27 protein-coding genes and 2 tRNA genes are annotated in these 25,112 nt (G+C 72.5%); 13 read left to right on the top strand and 16 right to left on the bottom strand.

Features of this window, described 5'->3' with window-relative positions; all coding sequences use genetic code 11:
• Window positions 1–72: 72 nt before the first annotated feature.
• A complete protein-coding gene (locus tag PD653B2_RS23300; protein ID WP_085874814.1) occupies window positions 73–693 on the top strand; it encodes an FRG domain-containing protein in 621 nt (206 codons plus the stop codon).
• A 240-nt stretch (window positions 694–933) separates the two neighbouring features.
• Here PD653B2_RS23300 and PD653B2_RS23295 read toward each other — a convergent pair whose 3' ends face one another.
• From PD653B2_RS23295 to PD653B2_RS23280, 4 genes are read right to left on the bottom strand one after another with little or no spacing between them, the layout of a single operon-like run.
• The gene (locus tag PD653B2_RS23295) at window positions 934–1,953 is read right to left on the bottom strand and encodes an ABC transporter substrate-binding protein (protein WP_085874813.1); all 1,020 of its coding nucleotides are present in this window, start codon (window positions 1,951–1,953) and stop codon (window positions 934–936) included.
• Window positions 1,937–2,803, bottom strand: a complete 867-nt coding sequence (locus tag PD653B2_RS23290; RefSeq protein ID WP_085874812.1) for an ABC transporter ATP-binding protein — start codon at window positions 2,801–2,803, stop codon at window positions 1,937–1,939. The genes PD653B2_RS23295 and PD653B2_RS23290 overlap by 17 nt, the downstream gene beginning before the upstream one ends.
• Window positions 2,800–3,891 carry a FecCD family ABC transporter permease gene (locus PD653B2_RS23285; protein WP_085874811.1) on the bottom strand — a complete coding sequence of 364 codons (1,092 nt, stop codon included), beginning with the start codon at window positions 3,889–3,891 and terminating at the stop codon, window positions 2,800–2,802. Before PD653B2_RS23285 ends, PD653B2_RS23290 begins: the two co-directional genes overlap by 4 nt.
• A complete protein-coding gene (locus tag PD653B2_RS23280) occupies window positions 3,888–4,931 on the bottom strand; it encodes a FecCD family ABC transporter permease (protein WP_085874810.1) in 1,044 nt (347 codons plus the stop codon). The genes PD653B2_RS23285 and PD653B2_RS23280 overlap by 4 nt, the downstream gene beginning before the upstream one ends.
• Window positions 4,932–5,060: 129 nt before the next feature.
• Here PD653B2_RS23280 and PD653B2_RS23275 point away from each other — a divergent pair, with 129 nt between their 5' ends.
• Together PD653B2_RS23275 and cimA are read left to right on the top strand one after the other, a co-directional pair.
• Complete coding sequence (locus PD653B2_RS23275; RefSeq protein WP_242665417.1) at window positions 5,061–6,674, top strand: serine/threonine-protein kinase; 1,614 nt, start codon at window positions 5,061–5,063, stop codon at window positions 6,672–6,674.
• A gap of 137 nt (window positions 6,675–6,811) precedes the next feature.
• A complete protein-coding gene (gene cimA / locus PD653B2_RS23270) occupies window positions 6,812–8,410 on the top strand; it encodes a citramalate synthase (RefSeq protein ID WP_085874808.1) in 1,599 nt (532 codons plus the stop codon).
• On the opposite strand, the gene PD653B2_RS23265 is transcribed toward cimA, so the two are convergent.
• Entirely contained in the window at window positions 8,407–9,015 is a 609-nt protein-coding gene (locus tag PD653B2_RS23265; RefSeq protein WP_085874807.1) for a TetR/AcrR family transcriptional regulator, read from the bottom strand. The genes cimA and PD653B2_RS23265 overlap by 4 nt on opposite strands.
• 95 nt (window positions 9,016–9,110) lie before the next feature.
• Here PD653B2_RS23265 and PD653B2_RS23260 point away from each other — a divergent pair, with 95 nt between their 5' ends.
• The 4 genes from PD653B2_RS23260 to PD653B2_RS23245 are packed head-to-tail and all read left to right on the top strand — an operon-like array spanning window position 9,111 to window position 12,254.
• Complete coding sequence (locus PD653B2_RS23260; protein ID WP_085874816.1) at window positions 9,111–9,659, top strand: NAD(P)H-dependent oxidoreductase; 549 nt, start codon at window positions 9,111–9,113, stop codon at window positions 9,657–9,659.
• Between the two features lie 27 nt (window positions 9,660–9,686).
• On the top strand, window positions 9,687–11,078 hold the full coding sequence (locus PD653B2_RS23255; protein WP_085874806.1) for an amidase: 1,392 nt from the start codon (window positions 9,687–9,689) through the stop codon (window positions 11,076–11,078).
• A complete protein-coding gene (locus PD653B2_RS23250) occupies window positions 11,048–11,584 on the top strand; it encodes a GNAT family N-acetyltransferase (protein WP_242665416.1) in 537 nt (178 codons plus the stop codon). The genes PD653B2_RS23255 and PD653B2_RS23250 overlap by 31 nt, the downstream gene beginning before the upstream one ends.
• Window positions 11,585–11,597: 13 nt before the next feature.
• Window positions 11,598–12,254, top strand: a complete 657-nt coding sequence (locus tag PD653B2_RS23245) for an SDR family oxidoreductase (RefSeq protein ID WP_085874805.1) — start codon at window positions 11,598–11,600, stop codon at window positions 12,252–12,254.
• Between the two features lie 65 nt (window positions 12,255–12,319).
• Here the strand turns inward: PD653B2_RS23245 and bioD are convergent, their stop codons facing one another.
• The 4 genes from bioD to bioB are packed head-to-tail and all read right to left on the bottom strand — an operon-like array spanning window position 12,320 to window position 16,506.
• Window positions 12,320–12,997, bottom strand: coding sequence for a dethiobiotin synthase (gene bioD / locus PD653B2_RS23240; RefSeq protein WP_085874804.1), 678 nt, complete (start codon window positions 12,995–12,997; stop codon window positions 12,320–12,322).
• Complete coding sequence (locus tag PD653B2_RS23235) at window positions 12,994–14,112, bottom strand: 8-amino-7-oxononanoate synthase (protein WP_085874803.1); 1,119 nt, start codon at window positions 14,110–14,112, stop codon at window positions 12,994–12,996. Before PD653B2_RS23235 ends, bioD begins: the two co-directional genes overlap by 4 nt.
• Window positions 14,113–14,122: 10 nt before the next feature.
• A complete protein-coding gene (locus tag PD653B2_RS23230) occupies window positions 14,123–15,424 on the bottom strand; it encodes an adenosylmethionine--8-amino-7-oxononanoate transaminase (RefSeq protein ID WP_085874802.1) in 1,302 nt (433 codons plus the stop codon).
• 11 nt (window positions 15,425–15,435) lie between these two features.
• On the bottom strand, window positions 15,436–16,506 hold the full coding sequence (gene bioB / locus PD653B2_RS23225; RefSeq protein WP_085874801.1) for a biotin synthase BioB: 1,071 nt from the start codon (window positions 16,504–16,506) through the stop codon (window positions 15,436–15,438).
• Window positions 16,507–16,607: 101 nt separating this feature from the next.
• Here bioB and PD653B2_RS23220 point away from each other — a divergent pair, with 101 nt between their 5' ends.
• Window positions 16,608–17,168 (top strand): TetR/AcrR family transcriptional regulator C-terminal domain-containing protein, encoded by a 561-nt coding sequence (locus tag PD653B2_RS23220; protein ID WP_085874800.1) that lies wholly within the window; start codon window positions 16,608–16,610, stop codon window positions 17,166–17,168.
• 53 nt (window positions 17,169–17,221) lie between these two features.
• Here the strand turns inward: PD653B2_RS23220 and PD653B2_RS23215 are convergent, their stop codons facing one another.
• The 7 genes from PD653B2_RS23215 to PD653B2_RS25230 all read right to left on the bottom strand — a co-directional run bounded on the left by PD653B2_RS23215 (window position 17,222) and on the right by PD653B2_RS25230 (window position 21,257).
• Window positions 17,222–17,824 (bottom strand): pentapeptide repeat-containing protein, encoded by a 603-nt coding sequence (locus tag PD653B2_RS23215; RefSeq protein ID WP_085874799.1) that lies wholly within the window; start codon window positions 17,822–17,824, stop codon window positions 17,222–17,224.
• On the bottom strand, window positions 17,817–18,083 hold the full coding sequence (locus PD653B2_RS23210) for a DUF2087 domain-containing protein (protein WP_085874798.1): 267 nt from the start codon (window positions 18,081–18,083) through the stop codon (window positions 17,817–17,819). Before PD653B2_RS23210 ends, PD653B2_RS23215 begins: the two co-directional genes overlap by 8 nt.
• On the bottom strand, window positions 18,080–18,655 hold the full coding sequence (locus PD653B2_RS23205; protein ID WP_165763594.1) for a M23 family metallopeptidase: 576 nt from the start codon (window positions 18,653–18,655) through the stop codon (window positions 18,080–18,082). Before PD653B2_RS23205 ends, PD653B2_RS23210 begins: the two co-directional genes overlap by 4 nt.
• Window positions 18,656–18,660: 5 nt before the next feature.
• Entirely contained in the window at window positions 18,661–19,185 is a 525-nt protein-coding gene (locus tag PD653B2_RS23200) for a 2'-5' RNA ligase family protein (RefSeq protein WP_085874796.1), read from the bottom strand.
• Between the two features lie 234 nt (window positions 19,186–19,419).
• The gene (locus PD653B2_RS23195) at window positions 19,420–20,100 is read right to left on the bottom strand and encodes a DUF6518 family protein (RefSeq protein ID WP_085874795.1); all 681 of its coding nucleotides are present in this window, start codon (window positions 20,098–20,100) and stop codon (window positions 19,420–19,422) included.
• Between the two features lie 134 nt (window positions 20,101–20,234).
• Entirely contained in the window at window positions 20,235–21,083 is an 849-nt protein-coding gene (locus PD653B2_RS23190) for a 3-methyladenine DNA glycosylase (RefSeq protein WP_085874794.1), read from the bottom strand.
• A gap of 9 nt (window positions 21,084–21,092) precedes the next feature.
• Entirely contained in the window at window positions 21,093–21,257 is a 165-nt protein-coding gene (locus tag PD653B2_RS25230) for a DUF6767 domain-containing protein (RefSeq protein WP_165763593.1), read from the bottom strand.
• Window positions 21,258–21,469: 212 nt separating this feature from the next.
• On the opposite strand from PD653B2_RS25230, the gene PD653B2_RS23185 reads away from it, so the two are divergent.
• The 5 genes from PD653B2_RS23185 (at window position 21,470) to PD653B2_RS23165 (ending at window position 25,026) form a co-directional block, all read left to right on the top strand.
• The gene (locus PD653B2_RS23185) at window positions 21,470–22,279 is read left to right on the top strand and encodes a fumarylacetoacetate hydrolase family protein (RefSeq protein ID WP_085874793.1); all 810 of its coding nucleotides are present in this window, start codon (window positions 21,470–21,472) and stop codon (window positions 22,277–22,279) included.
• The gene (gene gltX, locus PD653B2_RS23180; RefSeq protein WP_085874792.1) at window positions 22,276–23,754 is read left to right on the top strand and encodes a glutamate--tRNA ligase; all 1,479 of its coding nucleotides are present in this window, start codon (window positions 22,276–22,278) and stop codon (window positions 23,752–23,754) included. Before PD653B2_RS23185 ends, gltX begins: the two co-directional genes overlap by 4 nt.
• 1 nt (window position 23,755) lies before the next feature.
• Window positions 23,756–24,724: a CPBP family intramembrane glutamic endopeptidase gene (locus tag PD653B2_RS23175; protein WP_085874791.1), complete on the top strand. Its 969-nt coding sequence runs from the start codon at window positions 23,756–23,758 to the stop codon at window positions 24,722–24,724.
• A gap of 53 nt (window positions 24,725–24,777) precedes the next feature.
• Window positions 24,778–24,849: transfer RNA gene (locus PD653B2_RS23170), tRNA-Gln, on the top strand.
• A gap of 104 nt (window positions 24,850–24,953) precedes the next feature.
• Window positions 24,954–25,026 (top strand) — tRNA-Glu (locus tag PD653B2_RS23165).
• Window positions 25,027–25,112: the final 86 nt, after the last annotated feature.

The raw sequence follows: 25,112 nt of genomic DNA, 5'->3' as shown, positions 1-25,112 counted from the left end.
AACCAAACCTTCAGCAGTCCCGAAGCGCGTACGTGGGGTCTCGGCCGAGACCTAGGAACTTCAGCTACCGACATGCACATGCTCGCAGTCCTACAGCACCACGGAGTTCCGACCCGTCTCATCGACGTGACCGCCAACCCCATGACGGCGCTGTGGTTTGCGACGGAGGAGCACAAGCCGGAAGCGGACGGCAACGTGCGCAGAAGTCCGGGCGTCTTGTTCGCGGTAGATGTCACGAAGACCGATTGGTATGAGACGTTCCATCACACGGAGGGCCAGACGTGGGGGCACATGGAAGATCCCCTTGGAGCGTCGTATGCCCACGCTCTTGCGAAGTCTCAGAAGAGCAGGGCGATGTTTCGGGCGTTCCCAGCACTTCCCGACGAACGCATGAAGGCGCAGGAGGGATTCTTTCTTGGGAGCGCCGTGCCGAAGCGACACAAGGCCCCCGGCGTCCTCGGGTTGAATCCCATCGGGCTCCCTCCGGGAGAGGACAAGCTCGACAAGCTCCTCTTCAAGGAAAGGGGACCGGGGCGGCCGGCGAGCGTCCCGTTCTGCGCGATCGTTATCCCAGCCCACGTCAAGGACAAGATCCGCGACCCGCTGAAACGGACTTACAACCGGCGGCGCCGCGTCCTCTTCCCAGACGTAGACGGCTTCCGCGAGGGGCTTTCCAGAACGCAGTTGGACTGAACTTCCCCTGCTGCGGGAGCGGGCGAGTCCGTGATCAACCTCCTTCCGGCGCCAGAGCCGTCTCGCCTACGTCGCCGAGGCCGTACCGACCTGGACATCGCGTGATCGCGGAATGCGAGTTCGAGATCTCGACGAGCCGGACGCCGTCAGGCGGCGAGGTGACGCATCGGCCTGAGGCCCGACTTCGCTGATTTACCGCGGTCCCTCGACGTGCTAGTCGCGCACCTTTGCGTGCTAGGTCTAGGACACGACGTCCTCGTCGGAGCGAAGCCAGCTGGCCAGCTCCTTCATGTAGCCCGTCTGCGACGGGTAGTCCATCGACGACGAGTCCCACGGGTGCACCTGACCGGCCTTGAAGGCGGCGAGCCGCTCGAACGTCGGCTGCTCGCCGAGCTGCTCGATCGAGTAGGAGTTGCGGGTGGCGTTGAGGAAGATGTCCGGGTCGTAGCGGTCGGCGTTCTCCCAGCTGAGGATCTCCCAGTAGTAGTCCTTGCCGCCGATGGGCGTGAAGTTCACGCCGAGGTCCTGGTAGTACGTCAGCGCCGGGTCGTCGGGCGCCTTGGCCACGTAGAGGCCGTCGGCGTCGGCGTAGATCGGCACGACCGAGAGCCCGCTCGCGGCCGCGTCGGTGAGCTCCTGCGAGGCCGCCTCGAACGCCGCGCGGTCCTCGGCGACCTGGCTGCCCTCGCCGGTGTCGACGCCGAGGGAGGCGGCAAGTCTCTCGTTCGTCTCGATGACGTCCTTCATCGAGCCGACCTGGGCGACGGCGATGACGGGAGCGATCTCCTTGACCTTCGCCAGCTGGGTCTTGTCCTTGAAGCCGTACATCTCGTCCGGGGTGTTGCCGGTGTACGACGTCGCGACGATGAGGTCGGGGGCGGCGGCGGCGAGCTTCTCGAGGCTGATCTCGCCGTACGTCGAGCCGACGATCTCGGTCTGCGCCAGGTCGAGGTCGTCGAACATGGTGTCCTCTGCCGGGTCCATCCAGGTGAAGATCGCGACCGGGGTGACCCCGAAGTGCCACAGCGCCGCCGCCGCGTCGCCGTACGCCGCGATCCGCACCGGCGCCTCGTCCAGCTCCACGGTCTGGCCGAGGTCGTCGGTCCAGGTCCACGGGCCCGCGCTCGGGGTGGTGTCGTCCTGCGCGGTCGGCGCGCCTGCGGAGTCACTGCTGCCGCAGCCCGCGAGGGTCACCGCGGTCAGGACGGCCAGGCCGCTCGCCAGGAGTCGTCGTCGGGGCAGGTCAGGGATGCGGGACATGGGCCAGCTCTCTCAGTCGGGCGTCATCGGGGTGGGGCGCGGCGGCAGCAGCCGCCGACGATGTGGGGACGACGATCGGGAGACCGGTGCGCGGGTCGGGCAGCACGTCGGCCTCGAGGCCGAAGGTCTCGGCGAGCATCGCGGGCGTGAAGACGGTGGTCGGGTCGCCCTCGCAGACGACCACGCCGTCCTTCATCACGACGATCACGTCGCTGTAGCGGGCCGCGAGGTTGAGGTCGTGGAGCACCATCACGACCGTGCGGTGGCGCTCGCGGTTGAGCCGGGTCACCAGGTCGAGGACCTCGACCTGGTGGGCGAGGTCGAGGTACGTCGTGGGCTCGTCGAGCAGCAGCAGCTCGGTGTCCTGCGCCAGCGTCATCGCGATCCACGCGCGCTGGCGCTGACCGCCCGAGAGCTGGTCGAGCGCGCGATCACGCAGGTCGCTGGTGTCCGTCATCTCCAGCGCCGCCTCGACGATCGCCTCGTCGCCCGCGGACCACTGGCTGAACCACCGCTGGTGCGGGTGTCGTCCGCGGCCGACCAGGTCGCGGACCAGCAGCCCGTCGGGCGCGATCGGGCTCTGCGGCAGCAGCGCCATCCGGCGGGCGACCTCCTTGGTGGAGGCGTCGTGGACGGGCTCGCCGTCGAGCAGCACCCGGCCGCTCGTCGGCCTGAGCAGCCGGGCCATGGTGCGCAGCAACGTCGACTTGCCGCAGCCGTTGGGCCCGACGATCGTCGTGACCCGGCCGTCGGCGATGGCGAGGCTGAGGTCGCGCACGACCGGCTCGCCGCCGTAGCCGACGGTGACGGCGTCGGCGTGGAGCCGGGCCGGGGTGGGTGCGTCGTTCATGCCGACACCTTTCGGTTGGTGCGGAGCAGGAGCCAGATCAGGTACGGCGCGCCGATGGCGGCCGTGACGAGCCCGGCGGGCAGGGCGAACGGGATGACGACCCGGGTCACCAGGTCGGCACCCACCACCAGGCAGGCGCCGAGGGTCATCGAGGCGAGCATCGGTGGCCGCGAGCCGGCGGTCAGCCGCAGCGCGACCTGCGGCACCACGAACGCCACGAACGCCAGCGGCCCGACCGCGGCGACCGAGACCGAGGCCAGGCCGACGGCGGCCACCAGGGTGAGCAGCTGGGTGACCTGCAGCCGGACGCCCAGGCCGCGGGCGGAGTCGTCGCCGAGCTGGAGCGCGTTGAGGCTGCGCGCGACCAGCAGCGCGACCGGCACCAACACCAGCAGCGTCCACAGCAGCGGCGTCGCCTGCTCCCATCCGCGCGCGTTGAGCGAGCCGTTGAGCCAGACCTGGGCGCTGGCGGCGTCCTGGATCCGGGCGTGGGTGAGCAGGTACGACGTGCCGGCGGCGAGCGCGAAGCTGAGCCCGATGCCGATCAGCACCAGTCGCTGCCCGTCGATGCCGCGCCGCCACGACAGGAGGTAGAGCAGGGTCGCGGTCCCCAGGCCGCCGACGAAGGCCGCGATCGGCAGGCCGACCTGCTGCAGCGTGCCGCCGACCAGGCCGGCGCCGTACCCGGAGCCGCCGGCGAGCACGATCACCCCGACCGCGCCGAGGGCGGCCCCCTGGGTGACGCCGAGGATGTCGGGGCTGGCCAGCGGGTTGCGGGCGAAGGTCTGGGTGAGGGCGCCGGAGAGGCCGAGCGCGGCGCCGACCAGGATCGCGACCAGGGTCTGGGGGAGCCGCAGCTCCATCACGATGAACCGCTGGCCGGGGTCACCGCCACCGAGGAGGGTGCGGACCACGTCGCCGACCGGGATCGCGAAGTCGCCCAGCGAGAGGTCGAGCGCGACCAGCACCGCGAGCATGCCCAGGCCGCCGATCGCCACCAGACCGGCCCGCAGCGGGACCAGCCACGAGGCGCGGCCGACCCGCAGCGGCGCGGCCAGGGTGGGGGAGACGTGCGGCAGGACGCTCATATCCGCACCATCCGGTTGCGGCGGACCAGGACGATGAAGACCGGGCCGCCGATCAGCGCCATCACGATGCCGACCTGGAGCTCGGCCGGGCGCACGACGACCCGGCCGATGATGTCGGCGAGCACGACGAGCAGCCCGCCGACGAGGCCCGAGTAGGGGATCACCCAGCGGTAGTCGACGCCGGCGAGGAAGCGGGCCACGTGGGGGACGACCAGGCCGACGAAGCCGACCGGGCCGCAGGCGGCGGTCGCGGCCCCGGTCAGCATCATCACGCCGAGGACGCCGATCATCCGGTGCCGCATCGGGCGCAGGCCGAGCGAGGCGGCGACGTCGTCACCGAGCTGGAGCAGGTTGAGCGTCGAGGCGCTCGTCGCCGCCAGGCCCAGGCCGACCGCGATGAAGGGCAGCACCTGCCAGAAGACGTCCGTGTCGCGGCCCGACACCGACCCGACCGCCCAGAAGCGGTAGGCGTCGAGGGTGTCGACGTCGCGGAGGACCACCGCCTGGGTGAGGGCGAGCAGCAGCGCGCTGACCGCGGCCCCGGCGAGCACCAGCGAGACCGGGTCGGGTCCGCCGCGCGTCGACCCGATCGCGAACACGGCCGCCGCGGCGACGCCGGCGCCGACCAGGGAGAACCACGCGTAGCCGGTCAGGTCGGTAACGCCGAAGACGAAGATGCCGATCACCACCGCGAACGCCGCGCCCGCCTCGACACCAAGCAGCCCCGGGTCCGCGAGCGGGTTGCGGGTGTGGCCCTGCATCAGCGCGCCGGCCACCCCGAGGGAGACGCCGACCGCGATCGCGAGCACGGTCCGCGGGATGCGCAGACCGTGGACGATCGTGGACGCGTCGGAGCCGTCGGGGCGGAGCAGCACGTCGACCACCGTGGTCAGCGGGATGCTCCGGCTGCCGATCGCCAGGCTGAGCAGGGCGGCGAACGCCAGCAGCAGCGCGAGCCCGACGATCCCGCGGAGGGTGCCGCGCCGTACGTCGGGTGGCCCCGGAGGTGCGCTCGCGGGCGCCGACACGGTCGCGGTCATGGACGTCCTTCGGATCCAGAGGGAGTGTAGGGAAGGTAAGGCTAACCTTAGTCAATGGATCCGGCCAGTGCCACGCTGGCCCGGCGGCCGGTCTCCGGGCGGGCGCGCAGGTAGCCTCGGACCGTGTCGATGCCCTCCGGATCCGGTGTGCCGTCGGGGCCGCCGGGGCGCACGGACCGGACGGTCGGCGGCTACGCCCTGCTCGGCAAGCTCGGCGAGGGCGGCATGGGCGTCGTCCACCTGGCCCGCCGCGACGGCGGCGAGCGGGTGGCCCTCAAGGTGCTGCGCCCGCACATCGTCGGCGATGACGAGGCCCGGCGCCGGCTCGCCCGCGAGGTCAGCTCGCTGAGCCGGATCCGGAGCCGCTGGGTGGCCGAGATCGTCGACGCCGACCCGTGGGCCGAGATCCCGTACGTCGCCACCCGCTACGTGCCCGGGCTGTCGCTGCACGACCACGTCGTGGAGGAGGGCGCGATCACCGGCCCCGACCTGACCTGGTTCGCCGCGTGCCTCGCCGAGGGGGTCGCGACCGTGCACGCGGTCGGCGTGCTGCACCGCGACGTGAAGCCCTCCAACGTGCTGATGGAGGGGCGCACCCCGATCCTCATCGACTTCGGCCTGGCCCGGGTCGCCGACGACCCCAAGCTCACCCACACCGGCTGGCTGCTGGGCACGCCCGGCTACCTCGCGCCCGAGATCCTGTACGGCGAGGACGCGACGACCGCCTCCGACGTGCACTCCTGGGCGGCGACCGTCGCGTACGCCGGGCTCGGGCGACCGCCGTTCGGCCGCGGCCCGTCGATGGCGGTCATGGACCGGGTCCGCCGTGGCCAGTTCGACCTCGAGGGGCTGCCGCCCGAGCTGCGCCAGGTGGTGGCCGCGGCGCTCGACCCCGAGCCGCTCAAGCGCCCGACGCTCCCGCAGATCCTGGCCTGGCTGCGCCCGCAGACCACCCGGCGCGGCGACCCGCCGGCGGCGCCTCCCGCTGCCGTGGAGCACGACCCGTACACGATCCCGCTGGCCCTCGCGTCCCAGGCCGCGGCCGACGACGTCACCGACGTCTGGCCGGGGCACGACACGGCCGAGCCGCTGACGCTCGCGCTGACCTCCTTCCACCAGCCCGAGCCGCAGGGGCCGCCGGCGCCGAAGGTCTCGTTCGCCGAGCGGTTGCGCCGCGGCGTGCTGCTCGTCGGCGCCGCGCTGACCACCGGCGCCGCGTGCGCGGCGTACCCCTGGGTGACCGCCGCCGTGCTGCTGCTCCTGGTCTGGCTGCTGCGCAGCGGATCACTGGCCGCGTCGGCCCACGACCAGCGCCGCGAGCTGCGCGGGCGCCGGTGGTACGACGGGGCGCAGCTGCTCGTCGCCGCGCCGTGGCACCTCGTGCAGTCCATCCCGGGCACCCTGCTGCTCGCGCTCTGGAGTCTGGGGCTGGCCGTCGCCGCGGCGCTCGTCTGCTACGCGGTCGCCACCGGGCTCGGCCTGGCACTCTTCGTCTGCGGGCTCGTGCTCACGGTCTCGCTGTGGCTGGGGCCCGGCGGCTCCCGGGTGCGCGGACCGGTCGGCCGGGTCGTCGTGCCGCTCTCGGCCGACCCGCGGCGCTGGGTGGTGGCGCTGCTCGTCGTCCTCGCCCTGGGCGCGGGTCTCGGCTTCCGCGCCGACCTGAGCGGACCGACCTGGACGCCCGACGACGGCCGCCCGCATGCCGAGACCGGTGGCCTCCGCCTGCAGTCCGTGGCAGCATGAACCCCATGCAGCAGCTGTCGATCTCCACCGAGATCATCATTCCCTAGCGCGTCGAGCCCCGCCCGACGCGCTGACCTCTCGTACCCCGAGAGGTTTTTTTGTGCCCTGACCTGTCCCACCTCCGAGAGTGATATCCGATGGACCTGCACGGCGACTTCCACGTCTACGACACCACCCTGCGCGACGGTGCGCAGCAGGAGGGCCTCAACCTCTCCGTCGCGGACAAGCTGTCCATCGCGCGCCAGCTCGACGGCCTCGGGGTCGGCTACATCGAGGGCGGCTGGCCGGGCGCGAACCCCAAGGACACCGAGTTCTTCCGCCGGGCGGCCGCCGAGCTCGACCTGCGCAACGCCCGGCTGGCCGCCTTCGGGTCCACCCGGCGGGCCGGCGTACGCGCCGCCGACGACCCGGGCATCGCGGCGCTGCGCGACAGCGGCGCGGGCGTGGTGACCCTGGTCGCGAAGTCGCACGACCGGCACGTCGAGCTGGCGCTGCGGACCACGCTCGAGGAGAACCTCGCGATGATCCGCGACACCGTCAGCCACCTGCGGGCCGAGGGCCAGACGGTCTTCCTCGACGCCGAGCACTTCTTCGACGGCTACCGGGCCAACCGCGACTACGCGCTCGAGGTGCTGCGCACGGCGTACGACGCGGGCGCCGAGGTGATCGCGCTCTGCGACACGAACGGCGGCATGCTGCCCGGCTGGGTGGCCGACGTCGTCCACGACGTGCGCGAGAGCGCCCAGGTGCGGGTCGGGATCCACTGCCACAACGACACCGGCTGCGCGGTCGCGAACACGCTGGCCGCGGTCGAGGCCGGCGCCACCCACGTGCAGGGCACCATCAACGGGTACGGCGAGCGCACCGGCAACGCCGACCTCGTCTCCGTGGTCGCCAACCTCCAGCTCAAGCTGGATCGCCAGGTGCTGCCGGAGGGCCTGCTCGGCGACGCCACCCGGATCGCGCACGCGGTCGCGGAGGTCACGAACTTCCCGCCGGCGTCGCGGCAGCCGTACGTCGGCAGCTCGGCCTTCACCCACAAGGCGGGCCTGCACGCCAGCGCGATCAAGGTGGACCCGAACCTCTACCAGCACATGGACCCGGCGGGCGTCGGCAACGACATGCGGCTGCTGGTCTCCGACATGGCCGGTCGCGCGTCGATCGAGCTGAAGGGGCGCGAGCTCGGCTTCGACCTCTCCGGCGACCGCGAGCTGGTCACCCGGATCACCGACCGGGTCAAGCGGCTCGAGAACGGCGGCTACACCTTCGAGGCGGCCGACGCGTCGTTCGAGCTGCTGCTGGTCGAGGAGGTCGAGGGCGTGCGGCCGTCGTACTTCGAGGTCGAGTCGTGGCGGGTGATCACCGAGACCCTCCCGAACCGGACGGCGCGCGACGTGGCCGCCACCGAGGCGACCGTGAAGCTCAAGGCCGACGGCGTCCGCTACGTGGTCACCGGCGAGGGCAACGGGCCGGTCAACGCGCTCGACCACGCGCTGCGTGAGGCGATCGGGCAGGCGTACCCGGAGGTCGCGAAGTTCGAGCTGATCGACTACAAGGTGCGGATCCTCGACCAGGGCCACGGCACCGACGCGATCACGCGGGTGCTGATCGAGACCAGCGACGGCGAGTCGTCGTGGGTGACGGTGGGCGTCGGTGCGAACGTCATCGAGGCGTCGTGGGGCGCCCTGGTCGACGGCGTCACCTTCGGCCTGCGCCGCCACGAAAGCGCGGGCTAACGCCCCACGATCCGCCGCGCGAGGTCGACCCAGCCGCGGTGGATCCGCTCGACGTCGAACCCCTCGATCCGCACCTGCTGGTCGAGGATCGGCGCCTCGAGCGGGGCGAGCAGGGCGACGGCGAGCAGGGGGAGGTCGCCGGTGACCTCGAGGTCGTGCAGCAGGTAGCGGACGTGCATGACCGAGAACGAGTAGGCGGCGTACGACCGGGCACCGGCTCGCCCGGCGGCCCGGATCAGGTCGGCGTGGTGGAGGACGGTCTCGAGCCGCGAGTGGCCGAAGGTGATCAGCCGCTCCCACGGGTCGGCGCCCGGTCCGAGCGGCGGCGGCCCGGACATCACCGCGGCCTGCCACTCCGTCTCGGAGTGGTTGAGCAGCGCGGCCATCAGGCCCTCGCGGGACTCGAACCGGCGGAAGACCGTGCCCTTGCCCACCCCGGCCTCGGCGGCGACGGCGTCCATCGTCACGCCCTCGACCCCGCAGTGGCCCACCAGCCGCTCGGCCGCCTCGAGCAGCGCGACGCGGTTGCGCGCGGCGTCGCGGCGCTCCGGCGGGAGCGCGTCGAGGAGGGGGAGGAGGCGAGGCCCCTGCGGCGAGTCGGACATGGTGGGTCCACTCTATTGAGCGGGGTGTGACTCAGCGCGCACAAGCACGATCTCCGGATCGGGAATGAAAGCGGACCGTGGTCCGTTTCGCCGTCATGACCCACACCACCATCGCCGTCCTCGTCGGCAGCCTCCGCAGCGACTCCGTCAACCGCAAGCTCGCCGAGACCCTCCGCGACCAGGCGCCCGAGGGCGTCACCGTCGAGCTCATCGACGGACTGGGTGAGATCCCGTTCTACAACGAGGACATCGACAACCCGCTCGACATCCCGGCCGCCGCCGACCGGCTCCGCAAGCAGGTCGGCGCCGCCGACCGCGTCCTGGCCGTCACCCCCGAGTACAACGGCACCATGCCGGCCGTGCTCAACAACGCGATCGACTGGCTGTCGCGCCCGTACGGCGCCGGCGCGATGGTCGGCAAGCCGTTCGGGGTGGTCGGCGCGACCCCCACGCCGTACGGCGGCAAGTGGGCGCACGCCGACGCCGCCCGCTCGGCCGGGGTCGCCGGCGCGGTCGTCGTCGAGGACGTGACCGTCTCGCAGTCCGCCCTCGAGGTCGACGTGCTCACCGACCCCGACGTGCTGGACCGGCTCAACGCCGCGGTCCGCACCCTGGTGGACTACGACCCGACCCTCGCCGCCTGACCCTGCCCGGAGGGCTAGCGTCAGGTCATGGCCGCACTCCATGACCTGACCGCGCTGGAGCAGGGTGAGCTCGTCCGACGCCGCGAGGTGTCGCCGCTCGAGCTCACCGAGCACTACCTCGAACGCGCCGACCGGCTCGACTCGGTCGGCGCGTTCGTCACGCTCACCCCCGAGCTGGCCCGGGAGCGGGCCGCGACCCTCGGCGCGGGCACGTCGCCGTTGCACGGAGTGCCGACCGCGATCAAGGACCTGAACCTGACCGCGGGCGTGCGCACGACCTTCGGCTCCGCGGCGTTCGCGGACTTCGTGCCCGACGTCTCCGACGGCGTCACCCTCTCGATCGAGGCGGCCGGGATGGTCAGCCTCGGCAAGACCAACACGCCGGAGTTCGGCTCGCCCTGCTACACCGAGCCGGACGTCGCCGCGCCGGCGGTCACGCCGTGGGACCGGGCCCGGACCGCCGGCGGATCGTCGGGCGGTGCGGCGGCCGCGGTCGCCGCCGGCCTGGTGCCGGTCGCCCAGGGCTCCGACGGCGGCGGCTCGATCCGGATCCCGGCCTCGTGCTGCGGCCTCGTCGGCCTCAAGCCCACGCGCGGGCGGATCAGCGGTCACCCCACGTACGGCGACCCGGTGGGTCTGGCGACGGCGGGCTCGATCGCCCGGACCGTGCGCGACGCGGCGGCGATGCTGGACGTGCTCGCCGGTCGCCGGGTGGGGGACCCGTCGTGGGCGCCACCTCCGTCCGAGAGCTTCCTGTCGTCCTGCGACCGCGACCCGGGGCGGCTCCGGATCGCGCGCTTCATCGAGCCGGTCATCACCGACGCCGCGATCGACCCCGCGTGCGTGCAGGCGTGGGAGGACGCGTCCCGGCTCCTGGAGTCGCTCGGCCACGAGGTCGTCGACGTCGCGGTCCCGCTGCCGCGCGAGGCGGTCCCCGTCTTCGAGACCTGCTGGGCCGTGCTGACCGCCCTCTCGACCGTCCCGCCCGAGCGGGAGCAGCTGCTGCGCCCGCTCACCCGCTGGCTGTCCGATCGGGGCCGTGCGGTGAGCGGCCCCGAGTTCGGCCTCGCGATCGGTGCGATGCGCCGCTACGCGGCCGGCGCGCTCACCGCACTCGCGCCGTACGACGCGGTGCTGACGCCGACGCTGGCGTCGCCGCCCGTGAAGGTCGGCGCGATGAGGAACGACGCGGACCCGCAGGCCGACTTCGACGCCCAGAAGGCCTTCACGCCGTGGACGTCGGCGTGGAACGTCACCGGCATGCCGGCGGTCTCGCTGCCGCTGCACTGGACCGCCGACGGTCTGCCCGTCGGCGTGATGCTCGCGGCCCGGCCGGCCGAGGAGGAGCTGCTGCTCGCGCTGTCCGCCCAGGTCGAGGCGGCCGCGCCGTGGGCCGGTCGGAGGCCGCCGGGATGGTGAGCGTCGGACACACCGCCCAGCTGTCGTCGGCCGAGGTCGCCGCCGTCCGCGCGCTCTGCGACGCGTCGTTCGGCGACTTCTCCGACGCGGACTGGGAGCACGCCCTCGGCGGGATGCACGCGCTGGTGACCGACGACGGCCGCCTGGTCGGGCACGGTGCCGTGGTGCTGCGCCGACTGTTGGTCGGCGGGCGCTGGCTGCGCTGCGGCTACGTCGAGGCGGTGGCCGTCGACGCCGCGCAGCGCCGACGCGGACTGGGTCACCGGGTGCTGGCCGCGCTCGAGGAGCTGGCCCTCGGCTACGACCTGCTGGCGCTCTGCTCGACGGGCGAGGGTCGGGCGCTGTACGAGTCCCGGGGCTGGTCGCGCTGGCGCGGCCCGGCGGCCGCGCTCACGCCGGACGGGATCGTCGAGACCCCCGACGAGGACTCCCTCTACGTCTGGGCGGACGGCCTCGACCTGGACGCCCCGATCACCTGTGACTGGCGCGAGGGCGACCTGTGGTGACTACCTTGGCTCCATGAGCAGGCCGGTCATCGTCGTCGTCGGAGCAGGTCCGGGAGTCAGCGGCTCGGTGTCGCGCCGCTTCGCGAGCGAGGGGTACGACGTCGGGCTGCTCGGCGTCGACGAGGAGCAGCTGGTCCAGCTGGCCGGCGAGCTCGAGGCGCTCGGTGCGACGGTCGGGCACACCGTGGTCGACGTGACCGACGCCGAGGCCACGACGGCCGCGATCCGGCGGATGGGCGAGCACACCGGCCGCATCGACGTGCTCCACTTCAACCCGAGCGCCTTCCGTGAGGAGGACCCGCTCCACCTCACCGTGGCCCACCTGTTGCAGGACGTCGCACTCGGCGTCGGAGCCCTGCTGACCGCCGTCCAGGCGGCGCGGCCGTTCATGTCGTCGGGTGCCCGGGTCACGGTCACCGGCAGCATGGCCGCCGACAAGCCGTGGCACAAGGCGGCGTCGTTGGGCGTGCAGAAGGCCGGGGTCCGCAACCTCGTGCACAGCCTCGACGCGACCCTCGAGCCCGACGGCATCCGCGCCGTCTCGGTGACCGTGCGCGGCACGCTCTCGCGGGAGGGCGCCTTCACGCCCGACCGGGTCGCCGACGCGATCTGGGCGGCCGCCCGCCAGGACGAGCACGCCTGGCAGACCGAGGTGCCCTACTCCGGTTGACGGTGCCGAAGCCGATGCAGACGATCGCGGACCACGAGCCGCGGTACGTCCGCGCGGACCGTCTGTCAGGAGCCGCCGAACCACGTCGGTGACGCGACCGCGAAGGAGGCGCGGTCCAGGGCTCCCGAGCCGGCCGGCACGGTGGCCAGGAGCGGTACGCCGGTCACCCGCGGCAGGTCGTCGGCGTTGCAGCGCTCGGCGAGACCGGGCTCGTCGGGCCACGAGCCGATGACCAGTCCGGCCGGCTCCAGACCGCGGCCGCGCAGGGCGCCGACGGTCAGCTCCGCGTGGTTGAGGGTGCCCAGGCCGGCGGCCGCGACGACGACCACCTCGACCGGCAGCGTCTGCGCGAGCTCGGCGGCGAGGTCGAGCAGGGTGCCGTCGTCGGTGTCCAGCCGGACCAGCAGCCCGCCGGCACCCTCGACCACCACGGTGTCGTGGAGCTCGGCCAGCGCCAGCACCCGGGCGGCGTACTCGCTGACCGGGGGGATCGGCACGCCCTGGCGGCGGGCGGCGGTGTCGGGGGCGAGCGGCTCGTCGAGGGCGGTGTACTCGTGCACCGTCAGTCCGGTGAGCCGCTGCACCTCCCGGGCGTCGGAGTCGCCGTCCTGGGTCCCGGTCTGCACGGGCTTCACGACCACGACCGAACCGTGTGCGGCGGCGCGCACCGCCAGCGCGGCGGTCGCGACGGTCTTGCCGACCCCGGTCGACGTGCCGGTGACGACGATGACGCGGCCGGTCACTGGTGCTCCTTGACGACGGCGACGAGCACCTCGGTGGCGCGCGCCCAGGCCTCGTCGCCGACGCCGGCGTTGATGGTGATCCGCAGGCGGGAGATGCCGTCCGGGACCGACGGCGGCCGGAAGCAGCCGACCCGGACGCCGTGCGCGAGCGCGTCGGCCTGGGCCTGGAGCGCCACCGCCGGCGACGGCATCGGCACCGAGAGGACGGCGCCGGCGGGCGGCTCGACACCGAGCGTGGCCGCGAGGTCGTGCACCCGGCGGCGCACGAGGCCGGGCAGGTCGGGCGACGACCGGAGCAGCTCGAGCGCGGCCAGGGCACCCGCGGTGGGCGCCGGGGCGAGCGCCGTGTCGAAGATGAAGGGGCGGGCCCGGTTGACGAGGTGCTCGACGATCGCCGGGGTCGTGAGCACGGCGCCGCCCTGGCTGCCGAGCGACTTCGACAGGGTCGCGGTCACCACGACGTGGGGGAGGCCGGCCAGGCCGAGCCGGTGCACCACGCCGGGCCCGTGGACGCCCAGCCCGTGCGCCTCGTCGACGACCAGGAGCGCGCCGTGCTCCGCGCAGGCCGCGGCCAGCTCGACCAGCCGCCCCTCGTCGCCGAGCACGGAGTAGATCGACTCGGCGAGCACGAGGGTGCGCCGGCCGCCGGCCCCGGCGAGCGCGTCGCGCACGGCGTCGACGTCGTTGTGGGGCACGACCCGCAGGTCGGCCCGCGAGAGCCGGACCGCGTCGATGAGGGAGGCGTGGATGTGGGCGTCCGAGACCACCAGGCAGTCGCGATCGGCCAGTGCGGCGACGACGGAGAGGTTGGCGTGGTAGCCGGTCGAGAAGACCAGGGCAGCGGGCTGGCCCAGGTACGACGCCAGCGCAGCCTCCAGATCGGCGTGCAGCTGCAGCGTCCCGGTGACCAGGCGCGAGGCACCGGAGCCGGCGCCCCAGGTGGTCGTGGCCGCGGCGGCCGCCGCCGTCACGTCGGGGTGCCGGGACAGACCGAGGTAGTCGTTGCCGGCGAGGTCGATGACCGCGTCGTCGGGGCCCCGCGGGCTCAGGCGGCGGCGCAGTCCGCCGCGCTCGCGGCGCTCCGCCTGGCGAGCCAGCCAGTCGTCCCAGCTCATCGGATCCAGCTCATGCGACCCTCGCGGCGGCGTCGACGGCGGCGCAGATCCGGGCGACGTCGCCGTCGTCGGTCACGTACGGCGGCATCGTGTAGACGAGGTCGCGGAAGGGCCGGAGCCAGACGCCGTGCTCGACGGCCGCCTTGGTGGCCAGCGTCAGGTCGACCGGGTGGTCCAGCTGGACGACGCCGACGGCGCCGACCGTGCGGACGTCGACGACCCCGGGGAGGTGGCGGGTCGCCGCGAGCCCGGAGACGAGGCCGGCGTTGACCCGGTCCACGTTCGCGCGCCAGTCGGTCGTCTCGAGGAGGTCGAGGCTGGCGAGCGCGACCGCGCAGGCGAGCGGGTTGCCCATGTACGTCGGGCCGTGCATGAGCACGCCCGACTCCGAGTGGGAGAGACCGACCGCGATCCGCGGGGTGCAGAGCACGGCGGCGAGGGTGAGGTAGCCGCCGGTCAGGGCCTTGCCGAGGCACATCACGTCGGGGGTGACGCCGGCGGCGTCGGCGGCGAACAGGGTGCCGGTGCGACCGAAGCCGGTGGCGATCTCGTCGAAGACCAGCACCAGGTCGTGCCGGTCGGCCACCTCGCGCATGACCGCGAGGCACCCTGCCGGGTAGACGTGCATGCCGCCGGCGCCCTGGAGCAGCGGCTCGACGACGATGCCCGCGAGCTCGTGGGCGTGCTCGGCGGCCAGGCGCTCGAAGCCCTCGACCCAGGCCGCGACGGCGGCCAGGTCGAGGTCGGCGTCGCCGGTGGCCGCGGGAGGCCGGTCGGCGAAGACCTGCTGGGGCAGGACGCCCGCGAACATCGAGTGCATGCCGCCCACCGGGTCGCACACGCTCATGCAGCCGAAGGTGTCGCCGTGGTAGCCGCCGCGCACGGTCAGCATCCGGGTGCGCTCGGGTCGTCCGACGCCGCGCTGGTACTGCAGCACCATCTTCAGCGCCACCTCGACGCTCACCGACCCCGAGTCCGCCAGGAAGACGTGCTCGAGCCCGGCCGGGGTCAGGTCGACGAGGCGCTGGGCGAGGCGGATCGCGGGCTCGTGGGTCAGCCCGCCGAACATCACGTGGGCGTAGGCGTCCACCTGGGCGTGCAGGGCGGCGTTCAGCACCGGGTGGTTGTAGCCGTGGATCGCGGCCCACCACGACGACATGCCGTCGACCAGCTCGGCGCCGTCGGCCATCCGCAGCCGGACGCCGTTCGCGCCGGTCACCAGCCGCGTCGGGGCGGGCTCGGTCATGGAGGTGTACGGGTGCCAGACGTGCTCGCGGTCGAAGGCGAGGAGGGCGTCGGGCGTGGAGGTCATGAGCACCGAGGTCAGGCGTTGGGGCGTTCGGCGGTGCCGGCGCCACGGCGCCGCTTGGCCGGGTCGTGCGAGAGTCCGGCGCCTACGGGGCGGGGGTCCTCGTCGGCGCCCAGCACCACGAAGCCGTTGTCGGCGATGAGCTCGAGGTCGGCCGCGGCGTCCTGGCCCTCGGACGTGAGGTAGTCACCGAGGAAGATCGAGTTGGCGACGTGCAGCGCGAGGGCCTGGAGGGAGCGCAGGTGCATCTCCCGCCCGGCCGCGATGCGGATCTCGCGGTCGGGGCACACGAAGCGGGCCATCGCCAGGATCTTCACGCAGCGCGCGGGGGAGAGCTCCCAGGTGTTCTCGTACGGCGTGCCGTCGAACGGCATCAGGAAGTTGACCGGGATCGAGTCGGACCCGAGGTCGCGGAGCGCGAAGAGCGCCTCGACCAGCTGCTCGTCGCTCTCGCCCAGGCCGGCGATCAGGCCGCTGCAGGCCGACAGCCCGGCGCTCTTGGCCTTGCCCACGGTGTCGACCCGGTCGGCGTACGTGTGGGTCTGCACGATCGTGTCGTGGTGGGACTCGGCGGTGTTGATGTTGTGGTTGTAGGCGTCGACGCCGGCATCGCGCAGGCGCTCGGCCTGGCCGTCCTTGAGCAGGCCGAGGCAGGCGCAGATCTCGACGTTCGGGTGCTCCGCCTTGATCGTGCCGACCATGTCGGCGACGCGCTCGACGTCCTTGTTGGTGGGGCCGCGGCCGCTCGAGACCATGCAGACCCGGGTGGCGCCGCCGCGCAGGCCGGCCGTCGCCTGCTCGAGCGCCTCGTCGGTGTTGAGCCACTTGTACTTGAGGATGTCGGCGGTCGAGCCGAGCGCCTGGGAGCAGTAGTTGCAGTTCTCGGGGCACAGCCCGGACTTGAGGTTGACCAGGTAGTTGACCTTGACCGTCTTGCCGAAGTACTCGCGGCGCAGGCGGCCGGCCGCGGCCACCACGTGGAGCAGCTCGTCGTCGTGGGCGCGCAGCACCGCGAGGGCGTCGTCCTCGGTCGCCGGCTTCCCGTCGAGGATGCTGCTGGCGAGCTGGTCGAACGACGTGGTCATGGGCACTCCTGGCAGGTGGTCAGCTGAACGGTGTTCAGGTTAGGGTTCGGGCCTGCCGCGGTCAACGCCGACCGGCCGTCAGCCCTGCGAAGGAGTGTGAGATGCGCTACCGCCGCGCCGACATCGTCGAGCAGGCCCTCGGGGTGCTCGACTCCTACGGCCTCGCCGACCTCACCATGCGCCGGCTCGGGGCCGAGCTCGGGCTGCAGCCCAGCGCGCTCTACCACCACTTCGCCAACAAGCAGACCCTGCTCGCGGCGGTCGCCGACGAGATCCTCGCGCGCGGCGCCCCCGGCCCGCGCCCCGACGCCTGGGACGACCGCGCGGTCGCCGTCTGCACGCAGCTGCGCGACGCGATGCTCGCCTACCGCGACGGCGCGGAGCTGGTCGCCACCGTCCACGCGTTCGGGCTGGGCGCGAGCGCGCCGTACGACGAGCTGGTCGCGGCCCTCGGCGACGCCGGCCTCGACCCGGCCCTCACCCGCACCGCCGCCCGCACCCTCCTGCACTTCGTCTTCGGCCACGTCTCCGACGAGCAGACCCACCTCCAGGCCGGCAGCGCGGGCGCCATCGACGACGCCCCCCGACCCGGCTCCGACTTCGCCCTCGGTCTCGGCCTGGTGATGGACGGGATCCGGGTGCGGGTGCGCGTTTCGCGGTAGTCCCTCACGAAAGCGGGGTCGAATCGCGCGGCAGACCCCGATTTCGTCAGGGACTACACCGACGTGTCGACGACCGCGCCGCCCAGCTCCGCGAGCAGGACGGCACCGGACAGGTCGACCCGGGTACGGCGCAGGGTCGCCACGGACAGGTCGACCGCGTCGAGGTCGGCGCCGCGCAGGTCGGCGTCGGTCAGGTTCGTCTCGCGCACGAGCGCGTGCCCGAGCTTGGCGCCGCGCAGCGACGAGCCGGTCAGGTCGGCCATCGACAGGTCCGAGTCGCGCAGGTCGAGGCCGGCGAGGTCGAGGCCGGTGAGCCTCGCGCCGCGCAGGGTGACCCCGCGCCACTGACCGCCGCGCACGACCATCGGCCTCGTCACGCACTCGGCGAACACCGACCCGGTCAGCTTGCAGCCGTCGAACGTCGCGTCGAAGAAGTTGCTGCGCCGGAAGTCGCACGCCACGAACGCCGACGCGACGTGCGTCGAGGAGTTGAAGCGGCAGTGGTGGAACGTGCAGCCCTCGAAGGTCGCGCCCGCCGACGTGCACTCGCTGAGGTCGACGTCGGTGAAGGTGACCCCGGTGTACGACGCGGCGCCGAGCTGCTCGCCGTACCAGTCGAGATCGCGCAGGTGCCCACCGGTGACGGGGTCAGACATCGAAGGTGCCGCCGCTGCGCCAGTAGACGCCGGCCTCCCGGGTGAGGAACTGGTTCTCGACCAGGTAGCGGCGCAACGCGGCGTAGTCGGGGTGCGCGCGCTCGAGGATCGCGTTGACCTCGGCCTCCGGGTAGTGCCGGCCGGGCTCGAAGGACTGGGCGAGGTGGTCGAGCACGACCAGCAGCTTCGCGTGCTTCGACGGGATCGTGTGCAGCCGACCGTCGGTGTCGAGGAAGTGCTGGAGGACGCGCTCGCTCACCCTCGGCCCGCCTTCACGCGGGTGAGCCGGAGCAGGTCGCGCGGGGCGACCGCGCTCGACAGCCCGCCGCCGACCGCGCGCTTCTCGAAGTGCAGGTGGCAGCCGTCGGGGGCGCCGCGGTCGTTGGCGCGGGCGAACATCGTGCCCTTGGCGACCATGTCGCCAGGCTTCACGTAGACCTTGTGGGTGTGGCCGATGACGAGGTCGAAGCCGCGCTTGCGGTTGCGCAGCAGCACCGGGTTGTCGCCGTACGCCGGGCCGAGCGAGTCGTTCGGCATCACCCGCACCCGCACCGCCGCGAAGAGCTTGGTGCCGCAGGGCATCGCGATGTCGATGCCGTGGTGGAAGCCGTGGTCGTCCTGGCAGCGCGGGTCGGGGGAGTAGTAGGGCGCGACCGTGCAGCCGAACGGCACCATGATCCGGTGCTCGCCGTTGAACCACGGCGACGTGTAGTCGTGCTTGTCCTTCGTGTAGAAGACCCACCGCGGGTCGTCGGCGGCGCGGGCCGACGTGGTGAGCGCCGCGACCAGGGCGAGGGCGAGCAGTGCGGCGGCGAGACGTCCGAGGCGCATGGACATCAACCTAACCTCCACGACCGCAGCACCCGGGAACCGTGCGGCTCGTACCACGCCAGGTCGAGCCGCTCCGCCCGGCAGCGGGCCGGCAGCACGCCGTCCAGCAGCGCGAGCGTCGACTCCTCGGTGACCTCCTCCGACAGCCGGTCGAGCGTGAGGTGGGGGAAGAAGTCGTCGTACTGCCCGGCGTACGGCGGATGCCCGGGAAACTCCGCCGCCAACCGGGCCGTCAGCTTGCGGAACCCCTCGTCGGGCTCGGGCAGCAGGTGGAGCGTCCCGTCGGTGAAACGGCCCATCGCGTCGAGGACGAAGTCGAACGCCGGCGTCTCGGCCGCGATCGCCGCCACCCGGCGCTCCACGTCGTCGGTCAGCTCGTCGACGAACGGGCCGAGCGCCGTCACGTGCGCGTGCACGAAGCCCGGGTCGCCGGAGAGGTACGCCGGGTCGTAGTGCGCCGTCCGCGCGCGGACGTAGCCCTCCAGCGGTGGCACCGGGACCAGCAGCACGCTGTGACCGGGGTGGGTCACAGCTCGACGCGGTCGTCGGTGACGGTCTCGCTCAGGCGTGAGGTCATGGCCCCAGTCAATCGTTGATCGGGCAGGTTGCGCAGCAACCGTGTCGAGATCCCCGCACCCGACCGCCGACTCGGCGGTTGGGGAGGGCGCTGGCGCCTGTCTCGAGAAATCACCCCTCCTGAACCCGCTCTGGAGCCGGTGAGACCGGGAGGCACACCTCCACGGGCAACCTCGTCCCGCTCTGCCCTACAGCCGGATGCCGAACGTGTTGAACACCGCCGCCGCGAAGAGCGTGAAGGGCACGCAGAGCACCAGCGCGCCGACGAGCACTCGCGGCCGGGGGAGTGCGATGAGCAGGACCAGCGCGCCAAGGAGGGCCAGGATCCGGGCCTCGGCCAGCATCTCGGCGGCAAAGGGCGCGGAGTGCAAATGGAGCGCGTCGCCCAGCAGCAGGGAGGCCCCTGCCGCCACGCCCACGATCGCCAGGACCGTCGAGCGACCGGCCGCCCACGAGCCCGCGGCGCCGAACACCGCGCCGACGATCACCGAGAGCACCAGCCACTCCTGCGCGACCGAGGAGGTCACGGTGCTCGGGTCGTCGCCGAGCCACCTCACGCCGGCCAGGTAGTACGCCTCGACGGCCACCGTGAGCAGGACGACTGCGGCGAGGGCGGCGCGGGCCGCGCCGAGCCGCAGCGTGGCGGTCAGGAGGGCGCCGATCACGAACGCCGCGGCGGCCCATCCCGCGCAGGAGTTGGCGATCGTCGACCACGCCGACGGCTGGCGCGCGTTCCAGAGCAGGTCGACGACGCCGAGCCCGAGCCCGGCGCTCGCAGCGGCGACCAGGGCGATGAGCGAGGTGACGAGCTCCCGGCCGAGGGCGGTGGGTGCGGGTGCGGGCGGCTGGTGGACGGCGTTCATCGTCATGCTGTCGAGTCTGGTTCGCCGGTCGGTCGCGTCCCTCCTCCTGAGGTGCCGATCGAGTCGCCTCAGGTGCCGCGGTGTGCCGACCTCCGGTGCCGGGGTTTCGAGACAGGACTTCGTCCTTCCTCAACCACCGGTCAGGCGAGCAACCGCTCGCACTCCGCGACCAGGCGGGCCCGCAGAGGTGCGCCCCGCTCGGCGAAGACCCGCTGCGCCTCGGCGTACTCCGTCTTGCCGGCCGCGGTCTCGATCAGCACCGGCTCGAAGCCCAGGTCCGCCAGGTCGTACGGCGCGGCGCGCATGTCGAGCTCGCGGATGTCGCGGGCCAGCTCGAAGCAGTCGGCGACCAGGTCGGAGCTGATCATCGGCGTCAGCCGGAAGGCGTGCTTGTAGAGGTCCATCCCCGCGTGCAGGCAGGCCGGCTGCTCGTACGACGGCCGGTCGGCGCTGGTGGGGGAGAGCGTGTTGAGCGGCGCGGCCGCCGGCGTGAAGAACCGGTAGGCATCGAAGTGCGAGCAGGCGATCCGGTGCGACTCGACGACCGCGTCGGTGCCCGACGGGCCGAGCCGCAGCGGCCAGTCGGCGTGCCGCGTCTGGTCCTCGGAGAGCCGGTAGACCATCGCCCACTCGTGCATGCCGAAGCAGCCGAAGTTCGCCGGCCGCGACGCGGTCGCCCGCAGCAGGTTGCGCAGGCCGGAGAGCAGCTGCCGCTGCGACTCGACGTACGCCGCGGTGACCGTGCCGTCGGCGTAGCCCTTGAGCCCGTCGTACTCGGGAGCGTCGGCGAGCGCGACGCCGTACCCCGGGTGCCAGCGCCGCAGCTGGGCGGGCCGCTGGGAGTAGTAGGTGAAGAGGAAGTCGTGGACCGGGTGCTTCCGCCGCTCGGAGCGGCGGGCCAGGTGGGGCGCGAGGAACGCGTCGACGCGGGCCTCGTGGGCCGTCGCCCGGGCGCGCCAGGTCGGCTCAGCCAGGAGCGTCGACACCATCCGGCAAGGCTAACGGCGGCCGGCCCGACGCATCTCATCGAGCCGGGCGCGCAGCTCGGGGTCGGTCATCACCAGCCAGACGAGGGCGCAGTCCTCCGGGCCGCTCGCGCCGGGCTCGCACAGCGAGCACGGCTCGCCGAGCCGGATCGGGCACTTCGGCACCGGGGTCCGCATGGGGCCGACGCTAGGCGGATGGACTCCGGCCGCAGCAGGGCCGAAGGTCACCCGTGTCCGTGCCTGGCGCCGTCTCCGCCAGGTGCCGGGCCTGCTCGAGGTCGTGGTCGGTCCTGGTGACTCCTCGAGGAGTTCTTCGACGTCCGGGGTGGTGACTACCCCGGGCCGTGACCGAGCGGCGGCCACTCGGGACGGGTCGATAGGCTCGCACGGTGCGCATCGCAAGGTTCACCACAGGCGAGGACCCGCTCTACGGCGTGGTCACCGGAGAGCTCGACGAGTTCGGGCAGCCCGACCCGGAGAGCGTGGTCGTGGCCCTGGCCGGCGACCCCTTGTACGTCGGGGTGAAGGTGCTCGAACAGGAGCACAAGCTCGCCGACGTACGCCTCCTCGCGCCGGTGCTGCCTCGCAGCAAGGTGGTCGGCATCGGGCGCAACTACGCGGCGCACGCCGCCGAGCTGGGCCACGACCTGCCGACCGAGCCGCTGATGTTCCTCAAGCCGAACACCAGCGTGATCGGGCCGGGCGACCCGATCTACTACCCCCCGCAGACGCAGAACCTCCACTTCGAGGGCGAGCTGGCCGTCGTGATCGGCCGGATCTGCCGCGACGTGCCCGTCGAGCAGGCCACCGACGTCATCCACGGCTACACGATCGCCAACGACGTGACTGCCCGCGACCTGCAGAAGAGCGACGTCCAGTTCACCCGCGCGAAGGGCTTCGACTCGTTCTGCCCGCTCGGGCCGTGGATCGAGACGGACCTCGACCCGCACGACTTCTCGCTGGGGCGCAGCGTCCAGACGCACCTCAACGGCGACCTCAAGCAGGACGGGTCCACCAAGGACCTGATCTTCGACATCCCGACCCTGATCTCCTACGTCAGCAGCGTGATGACCCTGCTGCCCGGCGACGTGATCCTCACCGGCACCCCCGAGGGTGTCGGCCCCATGGAGGTCGGTGACGAGGTCGAGATCTCGATCGCCGGCCTCGGCACTCTGACGAACAAGGTGGCACGACGATGACCCAGCCGATCGAGGGCCCCGTCCGCGTACGCATGGCTCCCAGCCCCACCGGGAGCCCGCACGTCGGCCTGGTCCGCACGGCGCTGTTCAACTGGGCGTTCGCCCGCCACCACGGTGGCACGTTCGTCTTCCGCATCGAGGACACCGACAAGGAGCGCAGCACCCAGGAGTCGTACGACGCGATCATCGACCTGATGCGCTGGCTCGGCCTCGACTGGGACGAGGGCCCGGAGGTCGGCGGCCCCCACCCGCCGTACAAGCAGAGCGAGCGCAGCGACCTCTACACCGACGCGCTCGCCAAGCTGGCCGCGTCGTCGTACACCTACGACTGCTTCTGCACCACCGAGGAGGTCGACGCGCGCCGCAAGGCATCCGGCTCCAAGGTCATGGGGTACGACGGGTTCTGCCGCGACCTCTCGGCCGAGCAGCGCGCCGCCTTCGAGGCCGAGGGCCGCCGGCCGGTCGTGCGGTTCCGGATGCCCGAGGGGTCGATCACCTGGCAGGACCTGGTGCGCGGCGAGGTGACCTTCGAGACCCGGTTCGTCCCCGACTTCGCGCTGTGCCGGGCCAACGGCGACCCGCTCTACACGTTGGTCAACCCGGTCGACGACGCGCTGATGGAGATCACCCACGTGCTGCGCGGCGAGGACCTCCTCTCCAGCACCCCGCGCCAGATCCCGCTGCACGCCGCGCTGATCGAGCTCGGCATCGGCAAGGTCATGCCCGAGTTCGGGCACCTGCCGTTCGTCATGGGCGAGGGCAACAAGAAGCTCTCGAAGCGCGACCCGGAGGCGCACGCGCTCGCCTACCGCGACCAGGGCTTCCTGCCCGAGGGGCTGCTCAACTACCTGGCGCTGCTCGGCTGGGCCATCGCGGCCGACCGCGACGTCTTCTCGATGGAGGAGATGGTCGAGGCGTTCGAGATCGGCGACGTGAACCCCAACCCGGCGCGCTTCGACATCAAGAAGGCGGAAGCCATCAACGCGGCGCACATGCGCCTGCTCTCCGTCGACGAGATCACCCGCCGCGCGCTGCCCTTCCTGAAGGACGCCGGCGTCGTCTCCGACCCGGTGAGCGACGCCGACGCCGAGCTGCTCGAGCTGGCCATGCCCCTGGTCGCCGAGCGGATCAACAAGCTCACCGAGTCGGTCGACATGCTGGGCTTCCTCTTCGTCGACGAGGCGTCGTTCACCGTCGACCCGACCGACGCGGAGAAGCTGCTGAACGCCGACGGCCGGGCCGTCGTCGCCCGCGCCCTCGACGCGCTGCGCAAGCTCGAGGAGTGGTCGACGGCTGCGATCCAGGACGCCCTCCAGGCCGAGCTGGTCGACGGGATGGGCCTCAAGCCGCGCAACGCGTTCGGCCCGGTCCGCGTGGCCGTGACCGGTCGCCGGATCTCGCCGCCGCTGTTCGAGTCGATGGAGCTGCTCGGTCGGGAGCGGTCGATCGCCCGGCTCGAGAGCGCGCTGGGCTGAGATGGCGCCGGAGGGGCTGCCGTACCACCTGATCCACCGCGGAGGCCGGCCCGGAGCCTGGCGGCCACTGGTCGGCATCGCCGCGCTCGCGGCGGCCTTCCTGGTGATCGTCCCGGTGCTCATCCAGCTGCCGTTCGCGCTCGGGTTCGCGGTCGCCGGGCGACCGGTCGGCGACAGCATGGAGCGGCTGATCGACCTCGACGACCCGACCCCGCTCGGGCTCGCCTACCTGAACCTCGCGCTGGCGAGCGCGATCCCGGTCGCGTGGCTGGTGACCCGGCTCTTCCACGGCCTCAAGCCGCGCTGGCTCGCGTCGGTGTTCCCGAAGATCCGGTGGGGCTGGCTGCTGACCTGCTTCGGGCTGTCCGTGGTGGCCCTGGTCGCGACGCTGTTCGTGTCCGCGCTCGTGCCGGCGCAGGGCGAGGGCATCGAGACGAGCGGCCACCTCAACGACTTCACGTCGACGATCCGCGACTTCCTGATCGTCGTCGTGCTGCTCACGCCGTTGCAGGCGGCGGGGGAGGAGTACGCGTTCCGCGGCTACCTGACCCAGGCCTTCGGCGGTCTCTTCGACCGGTGGCCGCGGCTCTCCCGGGGCGCCGCGATCCTGCTCCCGGCCGTGCTCTTCGCCCTCGCGCACGGCGCCCAGAGCGCCCCGGTGTTCTTCGACCGGCTGGCGTTCGGCATCGTCGCGGGGCTGCTCGTCGTGTTCACCGGCGGTCTCGAGGCGGGCATCGCGATGCACGTGCTCAACAACTGGCTGGCCTTCGGCCTGGCCCTCGCCTACACCGACATCGCGTCCACCCTGAATCCGTCCGGCGGCACCTGGTGGACCATCCCGGTGACGCTCACCCAGTCGTTGGTCTACCTCGGCCTGGTGCTCTGGGTGGCGCGGCGCCGACGGCTTCGTACGACGACCGAAACCCCGTCGGGACCAGGCGTTTTGGTGGCCTCCGGACCTCGCGTGTAAGGTTTCTTCTCGGCTCGGAGACGAGCCGAATCGGCCCCGCAGTCGGGGGCCATTGGGATATGGTGTAATTGGCAACACGACTGGTTCTGGTCCAGTTATTCTAGGTTCGAGTCCTAGTATCCCAGCGAAAATCGCCGTCAGCAGGCGGCGATTTTGTGCGTCACGACGGCTACGGCTAGAGTTTCGCAGGTTGTTCGGGAGCGGTCCGCAAGGGCTCTCCAGAGCACACGCCCCCGTTGTGTAGCGGCCTAGCACGCCGCCCTCTCAAGGCGGTAGCGCCGGTTCGAATCCGGTCGGGGGTACAGATGGCAGCAGGGCCCCGAGTCAGCGAATTCGCTGGCTCGGGGCCCTGCTGTCAAGTCCGGCTCCTGACCCGCCGCCCGACCGC

The sequence above is a fragment of the Nocardioides sp. PD653-B2 genome (assembly GCF_002117935.1).
In the GTDB taxonomy this organism is placed as follows: domain Bacteria; phylum Actinomycetota; class Actinomycetes; order Propionibacteriales; family Nocardioidaceae; genus Nocardioides.
Note: the sequence above shows the minus strand (reverse complement) of the source record. Positions and strands in the feature narration are given on the sequence as shown.